This window comes from Kitasatospora sp. A2-31 (assembly GCF_022288725.1).
Lineage (GTDB): Bacteria > Actinomycetota > Actinomycetes > Streptomycetales > Streptomycetaceae > Kitasatospora.
In genome coordinates, this window is sequence record NZ_JAKNTA010000002.1 from 764,850 (window position 1) to 782,312 (window position 17,463).

At 72.6% G+C, this 17,463-nt stretch carries 14 protein-coding genes; 4 read left to right on the forward strand and 10 right to left on the reverse strand.

Annotation, left to right across the window (positions count from 1 at the left end):
* Nucleotides 1–283: 283 nt before the first annotated feature.
* From MCM47_RS08350 to araA, 3 genes are read left to right on the forward strand one after another with little or no spacing between them, the layout of a single operon-like run.
* On the forward strand, nucleotides 284–1,987 hold the full coding sequence (locus MCM47_RS08350; protein WP_238859910.1) for a ribulokinase: 1,704 nt from the start codon (nucleotides 284–286) through the stop codon (nucleotides 1,985–1,987).
* On the forward strand, nucleotides 1,984–2,652 hold the full coding sequence (locus tag MCM47_RS08355; protein WP_238859912.1) for an L-ribulose-5-phosphate 4-epimerase: 669 nt from the start codon (nucleotides 1,984–1,986) through the stop codon (nucleotides 2,650–2,652). The genes MCM47_RS08350 and MCM47_RS08355 overlap by 4 nt, the downstream gene beginning before the upstream one ends.
* An 11-nt stretch (nucleotides 2,653–2,663) precedes the next feature.
* Entirely contained in the window at nucleotides 2,664–4,172 is a 1,509-nt protein-coding gene (gene araA, locus MCM47_RS08360) for an L-arabinose isomerase (protein WP_238859914.1), read from the forward strand.
* 593 nt (nucleotides 4,173–4,765) lie between these two features.
* Here araA and MCM47_RS08365 read toward each other — a convergent pair.
* From MCM47_RS08365 to MCM47_RS08405, 9 genes are all read right to left on the reverse strand, one after another.
* Nucleotides 4,766–5,254 carry a universal stress protein gene (locus MCM47_RS08365; RefSeq protein WP_238859916.1) on the reverse strand — a complete coding sequence of 163 codons (489 nt, stop codon included), beginning with the start codon at nucleotides 5,252–5,254 and terminating at the stop codon, nucleotides 4,766–4,768.
* A 63-nt stretch (nucleotides 5,255–5,317) separates the two neighbouring features.
* Nucleotides 5,318–6,568: an SLC13 family permease gene (locus MCM47_RS08370; RefSeq protein WP_238860060.1), complete on the reverse strand. Its 1,251-nt coding sequence runs from the start codon at nucleotides 6,566–6,568 to the stop codon at nucleotides 5,318–5,320.
* 297 nt (nucleotides 6,569–6,865) lie between these two features.
* Nucleotides 6,866–7,969, reverse strand: coding sequence for a galactose-1-phosphate uridylyltransferase (galT, locus tag MCM47_RS08375; RefSeq protein ID WP_238859918.1), 1,104 nt, complete (start codon nucleotides 7,967–7,969; stop codon nucleotides 6,866–6,868).
* A 225-nt stretch (nucleotides 7,970–8,194) separates the two neighbouring features.
* Nucleotides 8,195–9,001, reverse strand: a complete 807-nt coding sequence (locus MCM47_RS08380; RefSeq protein ID WP_238859920.1) for a DeoR/GlpR family DNA-binding transcription regulator — start codon at nucleotides 8,999–9,001, stop codon at nucleotides 8,195–8,197.
* A 348-nt stretch (nucleotides 9,002–9,349) separates the two neighbouring features.
* Nucleotides 9,350–10,759, reverse strand: coding sequence for an aspartate ammonia-lyase (aspA, locus tag MCM47_RS08385; RefSeq protein ID WP_238859922.1), 1,410 nt, complete (start codon nucleotides 10,757–10,759; stop codon nucleotides 9,350–9,352).
* A gap of 38 nt (nucleotides 10,760–10,797) precedes the next feature.
* Entirely contained in the window at nucleotides 10,798–11,814 is a 1,017-nt protein-coding gene (locus MCM47_RS08390; protein WP_238859924.1) for an asparaginase, read from the reverse strand.
* Between the two features lie 101 nt (nucleotides 11,815–11,915).
* Nucleotides 11,916–13,355, reverse strand: coding sequence for an amino acid permease (locus MCM47_RS08395; protein ID WP_238859926.1), 1,440 nt, complete (start codon nucleotides 13,353–13,355; stop codon nucleotides 11,916–11,918).
* Complete coding sequence (locus tag MCM47_RS08400) at nucleotides 13,352–14,029, reverse strand: FadR/GntR family transcriptional regulator (RefSeq protein WP_238860061.1); 678 nt, start codon at nucleotides 14,027–14,029, stop codon at nucleotides 13,352–13,354. The genes MCM47_RS08395 and MCM47_RS08400 overlap by 4 nt, the downstream gene beginning before the upstream one ends.
* Before the next feature lie 85 nt (nucleotides 14,030–14,114).
* Complete coding sequence (locus tag MCM47_RS08405; RefSeq protein ID WP_238859928.1) at nucleotides 14,115–14,903, reverse strand: gamma-glutamyl-gamma-aminobutyrate hydrolase family protein; 789 nt, start codon at nucleotides 14,901–14,903, stop codon at nucleotides 14,115–14,117.
* A gap of 261 nt (nucleotides 14,904–15,164) precedes the next feature.
* Here MCM47_RS08405 and MCM47_RS08410 point away from each other — a divergent pair, with 261 nt between their 5' ends.
* The gene (locus tag MCM47_RS08410; RefSeq protein ID WP_238859930.1) at nucleotides 15,165–16,103 is read left to right on the forward strand and encodes a LysR substrate-binding domain-containing protein; all 939 of its coding nucleotides are present in this window, start codon (nucleotides 15,165–15,167) and stop codon (nucleotides 16,101–16,103) included.
* A gap of 46 nt (nucleotides 16,104–16,149) precedes the next feature.
* On the opposite strand, the gene MCM47_RS08415 is transcribed toward MCM47_RS08410, so the two are convergent.
* Nucleotides 16,150–17,412, reverse strand: coding sequence for a hypothetical protein (locus MCM47_RS08415; RefSeq protein ID WP_238859932.1), 1,263 nt, complete (start codon nucleotides 17,410–17,412; stop codon nucleotides 16,150–16,152).
* Nucleotides 17,413–17,463 lie beyond the last annotated feature (51 nt).

Here is a 17,463-nt window from a genome sequence, read left to right on the forward strand (position 1 = left end):
GCCCCGCCAGCCCGCCAGCCGGCTCGGACGAGGTCGTCCACTTCCCTTGACATCGCAAATGTGAGCGCTAACAATCCGTGTGAGCGTTAACAGGAACGCCCCGAACTCCGCCGGCCCGACGTCGTCCCTGCTCCTCGGCGCGCCGGCCGGCGGCCCCTCGTTCCGCCCTCCTGACGGGAGGAGCGGAACGAACCTGTCGCCGGTGTCCTCCGCCCTGCCCCGGTCGAGGAGACAGCACCGGCGACAGGCCGCACCGCAGCCCTCCCGCACGAAGGATGAGGAAGTGACCGTGATCCCTGCCGCCCACGACCCGGACCGCTACGTCGTCGGCGTCGACTTCGGTACCCTCTCCGGCCGCGCGGTGGTCGTACGCGTGCGGGACGGGGAGGAGGTCGGCACGGCCGTCCACGACTACCCGCACGCTGTCATCGAGCGCGAGCTGCCCGGCAGCGGGCGGCCGCTGCCTCCCGACTGGGCGCTGCAGCACCCCGCGGACTGGCGCGAGGTGCTGCGCACCGCCGTCCCGGCCGCGCTCGCCGCCTCCGGCGTGGATCCGGCGGACGTCATCGGGATCGCCACCGACTTCACGGCCTGCACCGTCCTGCCGGTGCTCGCCGACGGCACCCCGCTCGCCGAGACCGCCGCCTGGGCGTCCCGGCCGCACGCCTGGCCCAAGCTCTGGAAGCACCACGCCGCCCAGGGTCAGGCGGACCGGATCAACGCCCTGGCCCACGCCCGGGGGGAGAAGTGGATCTCCCGGTACGGCGGCAGGATCTCCGCCGAGTGGCAGTACGCCAAGGCGTTGCAGGTCCTGGAGGAGGACCCGGCCGTCTACGCCGCGTGCGAGCGCTGGATCGAGGCTGCCGACTGGATCGTCTGGCAGCTCACCGGCGCCGAGAGCCGCAACACCTGCACGGCCGGTTACAAGGGCATCCACCAGGACGGGAGCTACCCGAGCGCGGACTACCTCGCCGCGCTCCACCCGGACTTCGCCGACTTCGCCCGCACCCGCCTGGAGCACCCGCTCTCCCCGCTCGGCTCCCGGGCCGGCTCGCTCACCGCGCAGGCGGCGCAGTGGACCGGCCTGCCGGAGGGCATCGCGGTCGCCGCCGGCAACGTGGACGCGCACGTCGCCGCACCGGCCGCGCGCGCCGTCGACGACGGCCAACTCCTCGCCATCATGGGAACGTCGACCTGCCACGTCGTCAACGGAGCGACGCTCGCGGACGTCCCCGGCATCTGCGGCGCGGTGGAGGACGGCATCGTCGCCGGCTCCTACGGGTACGAGGCCGGTCAGAGCGCCGTCGGCGACATCTTCGCCTGGTGGCTGCGCCAAGGGGTCCCCGCCGACTACCTGGCCGAGGCCGAGGCCGAGGGCAACGGCGAGGACCTGCACCGGCTGCTCACCCGCAAGGCCGCCGCCCAGCCCGTCGGCGCGCACGGCCTGGTGGCGCTCGACTGGATGAACGGCAACCGCTCCACCCTGGTCGACCACCACCTCTCCGGCGTGATCGTCGGACTCACCCTCGCCACCCGCCCCGAGGAGATCTACCGGGCCCTGCTGGAGGCCACCGCCTTCGGCACCCGCGTCATCGTCGAGGCCCTGGAACAGGGCGGCGTCCCCGTCACCGAGTTCATCGTCACCGGAGGCCTCAAGAAGAACGCCCTGCTGATGCAGATCTACGCCGACGTGCTGCGCCGCCCGGTCTCGGTCGCCGAATCGGAGCAGGGCCCCGCGCTCGGCTCGGCGATCCACGCCGCCGTCGCCGCCGGGGCCCACCCGGACGTGCGGACCGCGTCCGCCGCCATGGGCCGGGTGCACCGGCACGCCTACCAGCCGGACCCGGCCGCCGCCGACACCTACGACCTGCTGTTCGCCGAGTACCGCGCCCTGCACGACCACTTCGGCCGCGGCGCCGACAAGCTCCTGCACCGCCTGCGCGACATCCGCAACGCCGCCCTCACCACTTCGAGCGAGGACCTGTGAACGCGACCACCGACCTCATCCGCCGCCAGGTCAGCGACCTCCACCAGGAGCTGGTCCGCTACAACCTGGTGGTCTGGACCGCCGGCAACGTCTCCGCCCGCGTCCCCGGAGAGGACCTGCTGGTCATCAAGCCCAGCGGCGTCTCCTACGAGGAGCTGACCCCGCAGAACATGATCGTCTGTGACCTGGAAGGCAACGTCGTCGAGGGTGATCACGCGCCCTCCTCCGACACCGCCGCGCACGCCTACGTCTACCGTCACCTTCCCGAGGTCGGTGGGGTGGTCCACACCCACTCCACCTACGCCTGTGCCTGGGCCGCCCGCGGTGAGGCCGTCCCCTGCGTGCTCACGGCGATGGCCGACGAGTTCGGCGCCGAGATCCCGGTGGGACCGTTCGCGCTGATCGGCGACGACTCGATCGGCCGCGGGATCGTGGACACCCTCAAGGGCCACCGCTCGCCCGCCGTCCTGATGCAGAGCCACGGCGTCTTCACCATCGGCAAGGACGCCCGCGCCGCGGTCAAGGCCGCCGTGATGTGCGAGGACGTCGCCCGCACCGTCCACCTCTCCCGCCAGCTCGGCGAGCCGCTGCCGATCGCGCAGGCGGACATCGACAGCCTCAACTTCCGCTACCAGAACGTCTACGGCCAGCCCCAGGCCCGGTGAGGAGCCACCCCATGAAGAAGCCACCGGAGCGCCGCCAGGTCTGGTTCCTGACCGGCAGCCAAGGACTCTACGGCCAGGACACCCTGCACCAGGTCGCGCAGCAGTCCCGGCGGATCGCCGAAGCACTGAACGGCGACCCCCTCCTGCCGGTCGAGATCGTCTGGAAGCCCGTCCTCACCGACGCCGCCGCGATCCGCCGGGTCTGCCTGGACGCCAACTCCGCCGACGACTGCATCGGCCTGATCGCCTGGATGCACACCTTCTCCCCGGCGAAGATGTGGATCGCCGGCCTGGACGCCCTGCAGAAGCCACTGCTCCACCTGCACACCCAGGCGAACGTCGACCTGCCCTGGCAGACCATCGACATGGACTTCATGAACCTCAACCAGGCCGCCCACGGCGACCGGGAGTTCGGCTACATCCAGTCCCGCCTCCGGGTCCCGCGCAAGACCGTCGCCGGCCACGTCAGCGACCCGACCGTGTCCGCCCGGATCGCCACCTGGGCCCGCGCCGCGACCGGCCGCGCCGAACTGCGCAGCCTCAAGCTCGCCCGCTTCGGCGACAACATGCGCGACGTCGCCGTCACCGAGGGCGACAAGGTCGAAGCCCAACGGCGCTTCGGCGTCTCCGTCAACACCTACGGCGTCAACGACCTCGTCACCGCCGTGCACGCCACCGACGACGGCGACGTCACCACCCTCACCAAGGAGTACCAGGACGCCTACCGCCTCGCACCCGAGCTGCGCACCGGCGGGGAGCGCCACGAGTCACTGCGCTACGCGGCCCGGATCGAACTCGGCCTACGCGCCTTCCTGGAGCAAGGCGGCTTCCGGGCCTTCACCACCAACTTCGAGGACCTCGGCGGCCTGCGCCAACTCCCCGGCCTGGCCGTTCAGCGGCTGATGGCCGACGGCTACGGCTTCGGCGGCGAGGGCGACTGGAAGACCGCCACCCTGCTGCGCACCCTCAAGGCGGCCGCCACCGGACTGGCCGGCGGCACCTCGTTCATGGAGGACTACACCTACCACCTGGAGTTCGGCCGCGAGCTGATCCTCGGCGCCCACATGCTGGAGGTCTGCCCCAGCATCGCGGCCGGCACGCCCTCCTGCGAGATCCACCCGCTCGCCATCGGCGGACGTGAGGACCCGGTCCGGCTGGTCTTCGACGCCGAGCCCGGCTCCGCGGTGGTGGTCGGCCTCGCGGACCTCGGCGACCGCTTCCGGCTGGTCGCCAACGAGGTCGACGTGGTCGCACCGCCCGCGCCGCTGCCCCGGCTGCCGGTCGCCCGCGCCGTGTGGAGGCCGCGGCCGGACCTGCACACCTCCACCGAGGCCTGGCTGACGGCCGGCGGACCGCACCACACCGTGCTCTCCGGCGCGCTCGGCACCGAGGAGCTCGAGGACCTCGCCGAGATGCTCGGCGTCGAGCTGCTGGTGATCGACGACGACACGAACCTCCGCCGGTTCACCAAGGAGCTTCGCTGGAACCAGGCCTACCACCGCCTGGCCCAGGGGCTCTGAGGCCCCGTCCGGCGCCGGCGCCGCCCGCCCGCCCGGCGGGCGCCGCCCCCTTCCCCGTCGTGTCGAGCGGAGCACGCCGTGTCCGGAGGCGCACTCGTCTTCCCCTGACGGGCTGACGGTGGCCCGGCAGGCCCCCGTGGGCTGCGGGACCGGGGGAGCAGTACCGGTCAAGGACGGTGTACCGCTTCTCGGCCGGGTGGTGAACGCTCCGCCGGGAGTGAACGGGGCGGTGGGCCCGGCGGGGCCCACCGCCCCTCGCGCGTCAGGAGGCGGCGAAGACCCGGACCTCCCGGGCGTCGGGGCCTACCGAGCGGCCGGCGGAAACCGCGTCGCCGGACAGCACAGCCGGGCAGCACAGCCGGCGAGCACAGCCGGACAGCACAGCCGTCGAGGTCGACCGGCGCCGGGACCGCGACCGGCTGCCGGCTCCGGTCGTGCACCCCGCGGACACCGCGCCCGTCCGGCGACGTCCCGGTCGTAGCCGGGACGGGCCTCGGCAGGTCGTACCAGCCGCCGACCGGAACGGGGCGCCAGCCGGCGGCGAGCTTCCGGGCGAGGTCGCGTCCGGTGCGGCGCGGGCACGGGGGCGGACCCTAGGCTCCGTCGGGCGGGGGAGGGATCGTGGCGGTGCCGGGTGCCGCTTCCGGCCAGACCAGCAGCACGGGGCAGGGAGCGTGGTCGACGACGAAGCGGGTGGCGGGACCGAGGCTGTGCGGCCCGAGACGGCTGCGGTCGCCGTCGCGCGCGAGCACGAGCAACTCGGCGCCCTCCGCCGCCGCGACGACCTCGCGCTCGACGCGGCCGGTGCGCTCGACCCGGGCGCACGGCCGGCCGAGGCGGTCGGCCGCGGCCGCCAGGAGGTGGCGGGCGGAGGCCGCCGCCAGGGTCTCCACCCGGGTGCCGGGGTCCCGCTCGCGGTGGCCGCGTCCGAGCAGCCCGGCGAACGCGCCGTGTGCCACGCCCGGCACCTCCTGGCCGCTCACGTGGAGCAGGACGATCCGGGTACCCTCCGGGACGTGCGCGCGAGCCGCGTCCACACAGGCGGGCCAGGTGCCTTCGGCGATCCAGACGACGACGGTCACGTGCTCGTTCTCCTCATGCTCCCGGTGCTCCTGACGTTCCCCACGGTCCGCTGCTCCTCGTCCTCAGAGGACCTGCAGTGCTCCCCACAGTGCCACCACTGCCAGTACCAGGGCGGCGGGCACGACGAGCAGTCCGAGCCGGGTGAACTCGCCCAGGCCGATGTCGGTGTCGTGCTCGCTGACGATGCGTCGCCACAGCAGGGTGGCCAGGGACCCGGCATAGGTGAGGTTGGGGCCGATGTTCACGCCGAGCAGCACCGCCAGGACCGCGCCGGCGCCGGACGGGACGGCCAGCGGGAGCAGCACGAGGGTGGCCGGCAGGTTGTTGATGATGTTCGCCAGTGCCGCCGCCAGCGCCGCCGTGCCGAGCAGCGCGGGCAGCGAGGTGCCGTGGGGGACGAGGTGCCCGAGCGCGGAGGCCAGCCCGTTGTCGACGACGGCCCGGACCACGATGCCGAGCGCCAGTACGAAGGCCAGGAACGGCACGGCGGCCGAGCGGACGATCGCGACGGGGGTGGTGCGGTGCCGGACCAGGGCCCGGACGGCGAGCACGAGCGCGCCCGCCAGGGCCGCCCAGGCCGGGTCGATGCCGACGACCGAGGTGAGGACGAATCCGGCGAGCGTGCAGGCGACGGTGGCGAGGGCGAACACGGGCGTCGCCGGTGCCGTGACCTCCGCCGCGGGCGGGGCCGCGGCGTCGAGATCGGCGGTGAAGAACCGGCGCAGCACCACGTACTCGACGGCGATGGCCACCGTCCAGGGCAGCGCCATCAGCGCGGCGAACCGGGTGAAGCCCAGCCCGCTGGCGGCGAAGGCCAGCAGATTGGTCAGGTTGGAGACCGGCAGCAGCAGCGAGGCGGTGTTCGACAGGTGGGTGCAGGCGTAGACGTGCGGTTTGGGCCGCGCACCGAGCCGGGCCGCGGTCACGAACACCACCGGCGTCAACAGCACCACGGTCGCGTCCAGGCTCAGCACCGCCGTGACCACCGAGGCGGCCACGAACACCTGCGCCAGCAGCCGCCGCGGGCTCCCGGCGGACGCCCGGGCCATCCATGCCCCGCAGGCGCGGAACAGGCCCTCGTCGTCGCACAGCTGCGCCAGCACCAGGACCGCGGCGAGGAAGCCGATGACCGGGCCCAGTCGCTCGGCCTCGTCCGCCGCGTGGGCCGGCGAGATCGCGCCGGTGGCGATCACCAGCCCGGCGGCCGGGACCGCGACCACGGCCTCCGGCCAACCCCACGGCCGAACCACCGCGCAGAGCAGAACCAGCGCCAGCAAGCCGATGGACAGCGCTTCTGCGGTCGACGTACTCAGGGGTCTGCTCCTTGCGTCCTGCGTCCTTGCGTCCTGCGTCCTTGCGTCCTCGCGGCGACGGTGACCGCTGACAGCATCCGCAATCGAACCCGAAACACCACGCCACGGCCGGTCGGCTGGCACCGACGGGACCCGTTGCTCACCCGGTGGACGTAACGCGCTCCGCATCCGCCGCTGAACGGCGTCCGCCGACCGATCGAGGAGACGGGCCGCAGGACGGTCGCGGGCCGCAGGACGGCCGGGCCGGTGAGGGCCCGGTGCGGACGACGGGTACGGTCTCCTCCCGCGGGCGCCGGGTCAGCCGGCCGCGACGCCCCGCAGCCGCTCCGCGGCGGCCTCGGGACTCACGTCGGTGACGAAGGCGTCCAGCCCCGATTCCACCCCCGCCAGGTACTTGAGCTTGCCGGGCGCGCGCCGGACGGTGAACAGCTCCAGATGCAGCGCCAGTTCGTCGCCGCCGCCCTTCGGCGCCTGGTGCCAGGCAGCGATGTACGGTGTGCGGTTCGGTGCGGAGCCGGCCGGCGCGGGGAACAGACGGTCGAAGCGGCGCAGCAGGTCGAGGTAGAGGCCGGGGAACTCGGCGCGCTCGGCCTCGTCCAGCGCGGTGAGGTCGCGGACCCGGCGGTTGGGGGAGAGGTGGACCTCGTACGGCCAGCGGGCGGCGAACGGTACGAAGGCCGTCCAGTGCTCGCCGCGCAGCACCAGCCGCTCGGGGGCGGCCCGTTCGGCGGTGAGGAGGTCCTCGAAGAGGTTCCGCCCGGTGCGGATCCGGTGCGCCGCTGCGCGGGCGATCATCCGGGTGGTGCGGGAGGGGACGAAGGGGAAGGCGTAGATCTGGCCGTGCGGGTGGGGGAGCGTGACACCGATCTCCTCGCCGCGGTTCTCGAAGCAGTAGACCTGCTGGACGTCGGGCAGGGCGGACAGTTCCGCCGTGCGGTCGGTCCAGGCGTCCAGGACGAGGCGGACGGCGGCCTCGTCCAGGTCGGCGACGGAGGCGTGGTGGTCGGGGGAGAAGCAGACCACCTCGCAGCGGCCGGTGCCCGGCCGGACGGTGTGCAGCGGGTCGTCGTGGGCCGCGACGTACGCTGCGGAGTCCGTGGCGAGCGAGGGGAACCGGTTCTCGAACACCACCACCTCGTAGTCGGCCGCTGGGATCTCGCTGAGCCGATCATCCTGGGAGGGGCAGAGCGGGCACTCGCCGGCCGGCGGGTGGTAGGTCCGCTGCTGGCGGTGGGCGGCGACCGTGACCCACTCGCCGAGCACCGGGTCGAGCCGGGTCTCGGAGAGGCTCGCGGCGGGCACGAGCGGGCGCCGGTCCACGGCGGCGCGGTCCGCGGCCCACTCCTGGTCGTAGTAGAAGAGTTCACGGCCGTCGGCCAGCTTGGTCGCGGTCCTGTGCACCGCTGTGCTCCTTACGCAGGGGGCGTCGGCCACCGAGCCGATCTTCAACAGAATCAAACATATGCAATCACATGTCAACGATGTGGACCGGGGCGACCGATCACCGAGGGTCGCTAAATGCGGCCTTGTTCCCAGCTGAGCCCAGACTGTGACCCCGGGCGCCTGGCATGTTTGATTATGTTGAAATCGGCTCCGCCGGCCGTGGTAACCCCTGGAGAGCCTCGGTCAGCCGGCCGCCGGAACGACGACGAGCTCGCCGACCGCCTCGGCGAGCGCGCTGCGGGCCGCCGCCGGAAGGGCGTCGTCGGTGATGAAGCAGTCGACCTCCGCCAGGGTCGCGAAGCTGCTCAGGCCGACGACGCCCCACTTGGTGTGGTCGGCGACCACGACCGTGCGGCGGGCGGAGGCGATCAGGGCCCGGTTGGTCTGGGCCTCGGCCAGGTTGGGCGTGGTGAGCCCGGCCCGCTCGCTGACGCCGTGCACGCCGAGGACCAGCAGGTCCACGTGGAGCGTACGGATCGTCTGTTCGGCCAGGGCTCCCACCAGGGCCGCGGAGCGGGTCGGTGCGCCTCCCGTCAACAGGAGCGTCGGGACGGACTCCCTCCCGTCGTTCTCCGCCGCCCACAGCAGCTCGGCGATCCGCAGGGAGTTGGTCACCACCGTCAGCTGCCGGACGTCCAGCAGACGGGCGGCGACCGCGTAGGTGGTGGTTCCGGCGGACAGCGCCACCACGCTGCCCGCTTCCACGAGCTGTGCCGCCGCGCCGGCCAGCGCGGCCTTGGTGCCCTCCTCCAGCGCCGACTTGGCGTCGAAGCCGGGTTCGAAGGTGCTGGCGGCCCCGGTTGCCACCGCTCCGCCGTGGACCTTCTGGACGGTGCCCTCGCGGGCCAGCGCGTCCAGGTCCCGGCGGATCGTCATGTCGGACACGCCGAACTGCGCGACCAGGTCGGCGACGCGGACGGCGCCCGTGCGACGGATCTCGTCGAGGATCAGCGCACGCCGCTGCGCGGCGAACAACGTCTGGTCAGCCACGGAGGTCCTTCCGGTCGGCCGGGTACTGGGGTGGGAGCGGTCTCGTCCGTTGGCCGGGACACGTTCGGGTCGGCCCGGTCCATTGTCGGCCGGACCCGTCACCGGACCCGTCACCGGACCCGTCACCTGACCCGTCACCGGCCCCGGCGGCCGGCTTCAGCGGCGTAGCGGGTCCGGCAGGCGCGGGGCCCGCGCGCACGACGAACGGGGCGGGTGGCCCGTAGGACTCCACGGGCCACCCGGCCCCTCCGCCGAGGGCTCGCCCACTTCTCGGTCGGGCCGAGGTCCGGCTGCTCCGGAGCTCCACCGTGTGGGGGAGCCTCGCGGCCTGCAGCCGCCGGGCAGTCCTCAGACCACGGCCACGCCGCTGCCGGCGATGACCTCGGGCCGGAGCAGGGCCGCGAGCCGTTCCGCGGGCAACAGCCCCCGCTCCAGCACGAGTTCGGCGACCCCCCGGCCGCTGGCCAGGGCCTCCTTGGCGATGTCGGTGGCGGCGGTGTACCCGATGTGCGGGTTGAGGGCGGTCACCAGGCCGATGGAGTTCTCGACGGTCGCGCGCAGCACTTCGGTGTTGGCGGTGATGCCGACCACGCAGCGCTCGGCGAGGGTGAGGCAGGCGGCGCGCAGGTGGGTGATGGACTCCGACAGCGAGTGCAGGATGATCGGTTCGAAGGCGTTGAGCTGGAGCTGCCCGGCCTCGGCGGCCATGGTGATCGCGACGTCGTTGCCGATCACCTCGAAGGCGACCTGGTTGACGACCTCGGGGATCACCGGGTTGACCTTGCCCGGCATGATGCTCGAACCGGCCTGCACCGGCGGCAGGTTGATCTCGCCGAGGCCGGCGCGCGGCCCGGAGGACAGCAGCCGCAGGTCGTTGCAGGTCTTGGACAGTTTGACGGCGATGCGCTTGAGGACGCCGGACATCTGGACGAACGCGCCGCAGTCCTGGGTGGCTTCGACCAGGTTGACGGCGGTGACCAGGGGCAGCCCGGTGATGTCGGCGAGGTGGCGCCGGGCGGATTCGGCGTACCCGGCAGGGGCGTTCAGGCCGGTGCCGATCGCGGTGGCGCCGAGGTTGATCTCGTGGATCAGCTCGACGGCCTCCGCGAGCCGGCTGCGGTCCTCGTCGAGCATGACGGCGAAGGCGGAGAACTCCTGGCCGAGCGTCATCGGCACGGCGTCCTGCAACTGCGTGCGGCCCATCTTCAGGACGTCGCGGAACTCGACGGACTTGCGGGCGAAGGCGTCCTGGAGAACGGCCATCGCGTCGAGGAGGCCGCGCACGGCGAACACGGTCGCGATCCGGACGGCGGTCGGGTAGACGTCGTTGGTGGACTGGCCGAGGTTGACGTCCTCGTTGGGGTGCAGGTGCCGGTACTCGCCCTTGGCGTGTCCCAGCAGTTCCAGCGCCCGGTTGGCGAGGACCTCGTTGGCGTTCATGTTGGTCGAGGTGCCGGCCCCGCCCTGGATGACGTCCACGACGAACTGGTCGTGCAGCCTGCCGCCGCGGATCTCCCGGCAGGCGGTGGCGATCGCGGCGGCCTTCGCGGGTTCCAGCAGGCCGAGTTCCTCGTTGGCGAGGGCGGCCGCCTCCTTGACGGCGGCCAGCGCGTCGACCAGGTGCGGGTAGGCGGAGATCGGCGTGCCCGTGATGGGGAAGTTCTCGGTGGCGCGCAGAGTGTGGACGCCCCAGTAGGCGTCGGCGGGGACGTCGCGGTCCCCGAGCAGGTCGTGTTCGCGGCGGGTGGCGGCGGTCATGGTCGTGCGGGTCCTCTTTCTCGCAGTGATGGTTCGGGTCACGGGCGGGCGAGCAGGGCCGCCGGTTCCAGCGCGGCCGCCGGGCGCACGCCGCCGACGGGCCGGCCGCCGCCGAACGTCGGCTCGCCCGCGAAGCCGGTCAGCAGCCGCGGGTCGACTCCCGCCAGCGCCAGGGCGGCTGCCGTCACCGGGATGCGCGCCCGGTCCGCCCCGTCGGCGATCTTCAGGGCGACGGCGCGGCCGTCCGGCAGCGCGGCGATCTGGACGCCCTCGAAGCCGTCCTTGGCGAGCAGCCCCGGCACCGCCTGCATCAGTCGAGCCACGTCCCGCCCCGCGCCGGAGGCCATCTCGGGGTGGCTGCGCAGCGCGTCCGCCACCCGGAACTCGGGTGTCCCGGGCGCCCCGGTGGCGATGCGCGCGGCGGCACGGGCCAGACCGTGGAGGGAGACGGCGAACAGCGGGGTGCCGCAGCCGTCCACCGTGACGTGGGCGATGCGCTGGCCGGTGAGGTCCTCCACGACTTCCGCGATCACCCGTTGGAGCGGGTGCTCGGGGGCGTCGTAGTCGTCCAGCGGCCATCCGTTGAGCTTGCAGAGGGTGAGCATCGCGGCGTGCTTGCCCGAGCAGTTCTGGGCGAGCCTGGACGGGGGCCGGTCCTGCCGGATCCAGGTGTCGCGGACGGCCGGGCCGTACGGCAGGTCCGGGACGTTGCGCAGGTCGTCCTCGGTGAGGCCGGCGAGCGCCAGGATCCGCCGGGTGGCGGCGAGGTGGCGTTCCTCGCCGGAATGGCTGCCCATCGCGAGGGCGAGCAGTTCGCCGTCGAGCGGCAGTCCGGCGCGGACCATCGCGACGGCCTGGACGGGCTTGAGGGCCGACCGCGGGTAGCACGCGGCCTCCGCGTCGCCGAGGTGGAACCGGAGCCTGCCGTCGCCGTCGAGGACGACGACGGAACCGTAGTGGGTGCCCTCGACCACGCCGGCACGGGTGACGTGGGCGACGGGTGCGTGGCGGGGCTCGCGGATCGCGGGCGCGTCCGCGAGGGGGCTGGTGAGCATGACTGCCTCGATCGTGATGGCTCGGGACTGCTGGTCTGGTGCCTGCGTGCGGCCGGCCCGGGCGGATGCGCGGTCCGCGGATCCGCCCGGGCCCGCCGGGTTCAGTCGTCGGTTCCGGCGGCGACGCGCGCGATGCGTCCGCGGATCGCGTACCAGCCGGCGACGAGTGCCGCGGCGATCAGCGGTACGCACAGCACGGTGGTGCGTCCGGCGCCGCCGTCGGCGTACATGAGGACCAGGACGGCGGCGAGGAAGGCCAGGGTCACGAGTTCGGTCCAGGGCGAGCCGGGCAGGCGGTAGGCGGGGCGGGTCAGTTCGCCGGCCGTGGTCTTCCGCCAGAACAGCAGGTGGCAGACCATGATCATGCCCCAGGTCGCGATGATGCCGATGGCCGCGAGGTTGAGCACGATCTCGAACGCGTCGGCGGGGACCACGAAGTTGAGGCCGACACCGAGGACGCACATGCCGCTGGTGAGCAGGATGCCGCCGTAGGGCACCTGGGTGCGGCTCATCCGGGCGGTGAAGCGCGGCGCGGATCCGTTGACGGCCATGGAGCGCAGGATGCGGCCGGTGGAGTAGAGGCCGGAGTTGAGCGAGGACATCGCCGCGGTGAGGACGACCAGGTTCATCACGCTGCCCGCGGCCGGCACGCCGATGTGGGAGAGCACGGTCACGAAGGGGCTCTGGCCGGAGGTGTACCTGTTCCACGGCATCAGCATCGACAGCAGCACGACCGAGCCGACGTAGAACAGGCCCACGCGCCACATGATGGAGTTGATCGCCTTCGGCATGATCTTCTCGGGGTTCTCGGTCTCACCGGCCGTCACGCCGACCAGTTCGACGGAGGCGTAGGCGAAGACGACGCCCTGGATGATCAGCAGCATCGGCAGCAGGCCGTTGGGGAAGATCCCGCCGTTGTCGGTGATCAGGGACGGGCCGGGTACGACGCCGTCGACCTGGTGGCGGGTGACGAGCAGGAAGATCGCGATGCCCATGAAGATGACCAGGGCGCTGACCTTGACGATGGCGAACCAGAACTCCAGTTCGCCGAAGATCCGTACCGAGATGAGGTTCACGGTGAGGACCACGGCGAGGGCTATGAGCGCGATCACCCATTGCGGGACGTCGGAGAACAGGTGCCAGTAGTGGGTGTACGTGGCCACCGCGGTGATGTCGGCGATGCCGGTGGTCGCCCAGTTGAGGAAGTACATCCAGCCGGCGGTGTACGCGCCCTTCTCTCCCAGGAACTCCCGGGCGTACGACACGAAGGCGCCGGAGGAGGGGCGGTACAGGACGAGTTCGCCGAGCGCTCGCACGACGAGGAACGCGAAGACGCCGCAGACGGCGTACGCGACGAACAGGGAGGGCCCGGCGTCGGCGAGCCGTCCGCCCGCACCGAGGAACAGCCCGGTGCCGATGGCTCCGCCGATGGCGATCATGTTGACGTGCCGGGCCTTCAGGGACTTGCTGTAGCCGGTGTCGCCGGCATCGACGTGACGGGTCGTGGGGCGCTTCTCGTCTTTGAGGAACTGCTCGCTCACGCCTCGGCCCTGCCTTCTCTTGAGGTGTCCGCGCGCTGGGGGCGCACGATGTCGGTGAGGGTGGCCTCCACACGGTGGAGGTGGTGGGACATCGCCTCGACGGCGTCGGGCTCGGAACCGTCGATCAGGGCCTCGACGATCGCCCGGTGCTCGCAGTTGGACTGCTCGCGGCGACCGCCGAGTTCGTTGAGGAAGGTCGACTGACGCGCCAGTGCGTCACGGATCTCCTCGATCACCCGGCGGAACACCGGGTTGCCGGAGGCCTCGGCCACCGCCAGGTGGAACACGGTGTCCAGGGCGACCCACGCGGTGGTGTCGGTCTCCCGCTCCATCCGGTCGAGCAGGTGGCCCAAGTGGTCCAGGTCCTCCGGGGTGCGGCGCAGCGCCGCGTAGCCGGCGACCGGGATCTCGACGTGCCGGCGCACCTCCAGGAGATCGCTGGCCGCGTAGTCGCCGAAGGTCGGGTCGTCGACCGTGTTCGCCACGACGAAGGTGCCCTTGCCCGTCCGCGAGACCGTCAGGCCCATGGTCTGCAGGGCACGGAGTGCCTCCCGCAGCACGGGCCGGCTGACCTCCAGGGTCCGGCACAGCTCGGCTTCCGAGGGGAGCTTGTCTCCCACGGCGTACTGACCGCGCTCGATGGCGCTGCGCAGGTGGCCGAACACCGCTTCCATCGCGCTGACGCGCCGCGGGGCCGGACCACCTGTCTGGCTGTCTGACAGGTTCACGGGCTGATCCTGGGGCCTGCAGTGACGTCTGTCAAGACACCGGCGTCGTACCGGAGAGCTCCGAAGCGCTCCGCCGGACAGGCACCTTCCGCTCGTCGGCACCCGTCGGCGCAGGGCTCTGGGTCGACCTGGCCGCGGCCACCAGGGCGTGCACCACCGCCGAGTCGAAGGCCATTTCGGGGTGCCACTGCACGCCGACCGCGAAGCGGTGCCGGGTGCTCTCGATCGCCTCGACGGTGCCGTCCGCCGTGCGGGCGCCCACGACCAGGCCGGCTCCGAGGGACTCCACCGCCTGATGGTGGTGCGTGGCGACCTGGCGGGTCCCCGGAAGGAGCGCGCCGATCCGCGTCCCCGGCACCGTGGTGACGGCATGGGGGGAGAAGTGGCCGCCGTGCAGGTTGTGCCCGTGGTGGCCCACGGTCTCGGGGAGGTGCTGGATCAGGGTGCCGCCCGCGTGCACGTTCATCAGCTGCATTCCGCGACACACTCCGAGCACCGGCATGTCACGCGCGAGAGCCTCGTCCAGCACGGCCCACTCCCACCGGTCGCGCTCGCGCATCGGCGGCCCCGTGCAGGGATGCGGCTGCGCCCCGTACAACGCGGGATCCACGTCCTCGCCGCTGGTGAGGACGATCGCGTCCAGGCGTGCCACGACGTCCGGCGCGGCCTCCGGCGCGTCCGGCGGCAGCAGCACCACCCGGCCGCCCGCCGCCCGGAGGCAGCTGACGTACGCCGCGGGCAGCAGCGCGGCGGGCAGCTCCCACTCACCCCACTGAGCGTCGGCGAGGTAGGTGGTCAGTCCGATGAGTGGCTTGGGCATACCACTTCCTTTCAGCAGCGGGGGCGGATCGTCGACGGCCGTCCCCTCCGCGGCCCGCCCGACCGATGCGGGTGCGGGCGGGTCGCGGAGGAGGGGGTGCACGGCCCGCGGGCACACGAACGAGCCCGAGGAGGGTGGGGATTGGTCGCGGACCCGGGAGCGGAGGCTTGCACATCCGGGCCGCGAACATGAATCCTGCTGCCGTTCACGCTTAAGTACAAGAAAAGACATCTTCGCGACAGATAAGTGAGCCTTAACTCCGTGCAGAGACTCGACCCCCGGCTGCTCGCCACCCTCGAGGCCGTGGTCCGCCACGGCTCCTTCAACGCCGCCGCACGCGAACTGGGCTACAGCGCGCCCGCCGTCTCGCAGCAGATCGCCGAACTCGAACGCCGCGCCGGCCTCATCCTGATCGAGCGGCGGCCCGTGCGCGCCACCCCGGCCGGGATGGTGCTCCTCGACGCCGAACAGCGCGTCCGGGGCGCACTCGCGGCTGCGTCCGTGGAACTCGACGCCATGCGGGCGGGCACCGCGGGACGGATCAGACTCGGCGCCTTCGCCTCGTCCGCCGCCGGCATCGTCCCGCAGGCGCTGGCGGAACTCCACGCGACCTATCCGGACATCCAGGTCAGCCTCTCCCAGGTGGAACCGGACGCCGGCTACAGCCGCCTCAAGCGGGGAGACATGGACCTGGCCCTCAGCTACGACTACGACTTCATCCCGATGCCACCGCCCCGGACGCTGCGCCGAACGCTGGTCGCACGCGACCCGGTCGTGGCAGTCGTCCCGGCCGACCACCACCTCGCCGACCGGGACGTCATCGACCTGGCGGACCTCGCGTCCGAGACGTGGATAGCAGCTCCGGAGGCCGCGTTGCGCCTGGAGCTGCTCGCCCAGATGGCCAAGACACCGGCATTCCAGGCCCGCCTGGAATACGACGGCGACGACTTCAACACGGTGCTCGGCTTCGTGGCTGCCGGCCTCTGCGTCGCCGTCATGCCGCGGCTGGCCCTTCCCCCGGGCAGCACCCAGGTCGTGGCGCGACCCCTCGCCGACCCGGAGCTCACGCGCTTCATCTACACCGTCCGCATCGACACCCGGCACGCCCCGCGCGCCCTGCTGGCCCTGGAACGGATGCTCGCCGCGCAGGCACTGGCCGCCCTCTCCGGAGCCGCGGGCAACGCCCCGACGAGTGCGTGACGGAACGCCGCCGCCCCTCCTGCGGGCAGGGCCTCCGGGCAGCCGCTCACGCCTCCGACCGGTGGCCCCGGTCGGCGGTGAGCCGCTCACGCCACTCGGCCACGGCGACGGGGGACATCGCCGCGAGACGAGCGATCGCCTCGTCGTCCCGCCCGTCGGTCCAGCTGAGGACCCGGGTCAGGACGGTGTTCCGGACCAGGCGCACCTCCTTGAGCAACTCCTCCAGGCGCTCGAGTTCCTCCCCGGTGGCGGCCAGCGTCTCGTCGACCGCCGACCTCTCCTCGGCGCGCTGCTGCCGCAGGTAGGCCGGGAGGCCGGTGAGGACCACGCCGTCGTCGGCGGCGGCGCTGCGGAACGTCTCGGCGAGGTGGTTCAACACGCAGTCGGTGGCGTCGGCGAGACTCGCTCCCACGACCTTCGCGTCCTCCCAGCTGCTCCGTCCGGCCTCGCTGGTCCGCAGCCAGAGCCCGGCGTCGACCGGAGTGCGGTCGCCGCAGGCCGCCGCGCGGTAGGCGTACAGAGCTGCACGGTGGCCGTAGAAGGCGTAACCCTCCTCGATCCGGACGCCCGCCTGGGCGCAGACCCGTCCCGGCACGCCGCCGTAACCGGAATCGGGTTCGTAGGCGGCCCAGTCGTCCAGCTCGGCGTCGGTGGCTGTCGCCCAGGCCGGGTCGCACAGCTCCGGATTCCGGTCGAGGAAGTCCGCCACTTCGACCCGCCACGCGGGAACCGGGTTCGCGCGGGGTTCGGCCCAGGCCGCCGTCCCCGTCGCGTGGAGCGTGAACCGGCAGGCCTGTTCGAGGTCGGTCCAGGCCGTAGCAGCCTCGGCGGACCATTCCAGGCTCCCGCTCGGGCCCACCCGGTGCAGCGAGTCGATCACCCGCTGGACCAGGGGCAGGACCCGCCGGACGAGCGCATGGAGCTCCTCGGCGCTGAAGAAGCGCCAGACGTCGGAGCCGTGGTCGTCCACCGTGCGGTGGGCGAGCGGGACCGTGAACACGGCCGGGGACGGCAGTGCGCCGTCGCCGACCGTGGCCCGGCGATGTCCCGGGAGCTCGGGGGCGGTCTCCTCGCCCTGTGCTCGCCAGTCGGTGTCCCCGAACCAGACGGCACCGGTGGCGAGATCGACGGCGAGCCACTGCTGGTAGCAGTTGCCCGGCCCGAACCGGTCCCGGCGGTGCTCGGCCTGCCGGTCGTGCCACACGTATTCCGCCGGAGGCGGACTGAACTGGACGGCGACGAAGGCGTCCTGCGGGGTATACCCGACGACCACGTGTGCCGTCGGTTTGCTGTGCTCGGTCCCGGACATGCGGCTCCCTCCGTGCCGGAACGTGGCGGTTCCACCACTGTGCGGCACCGA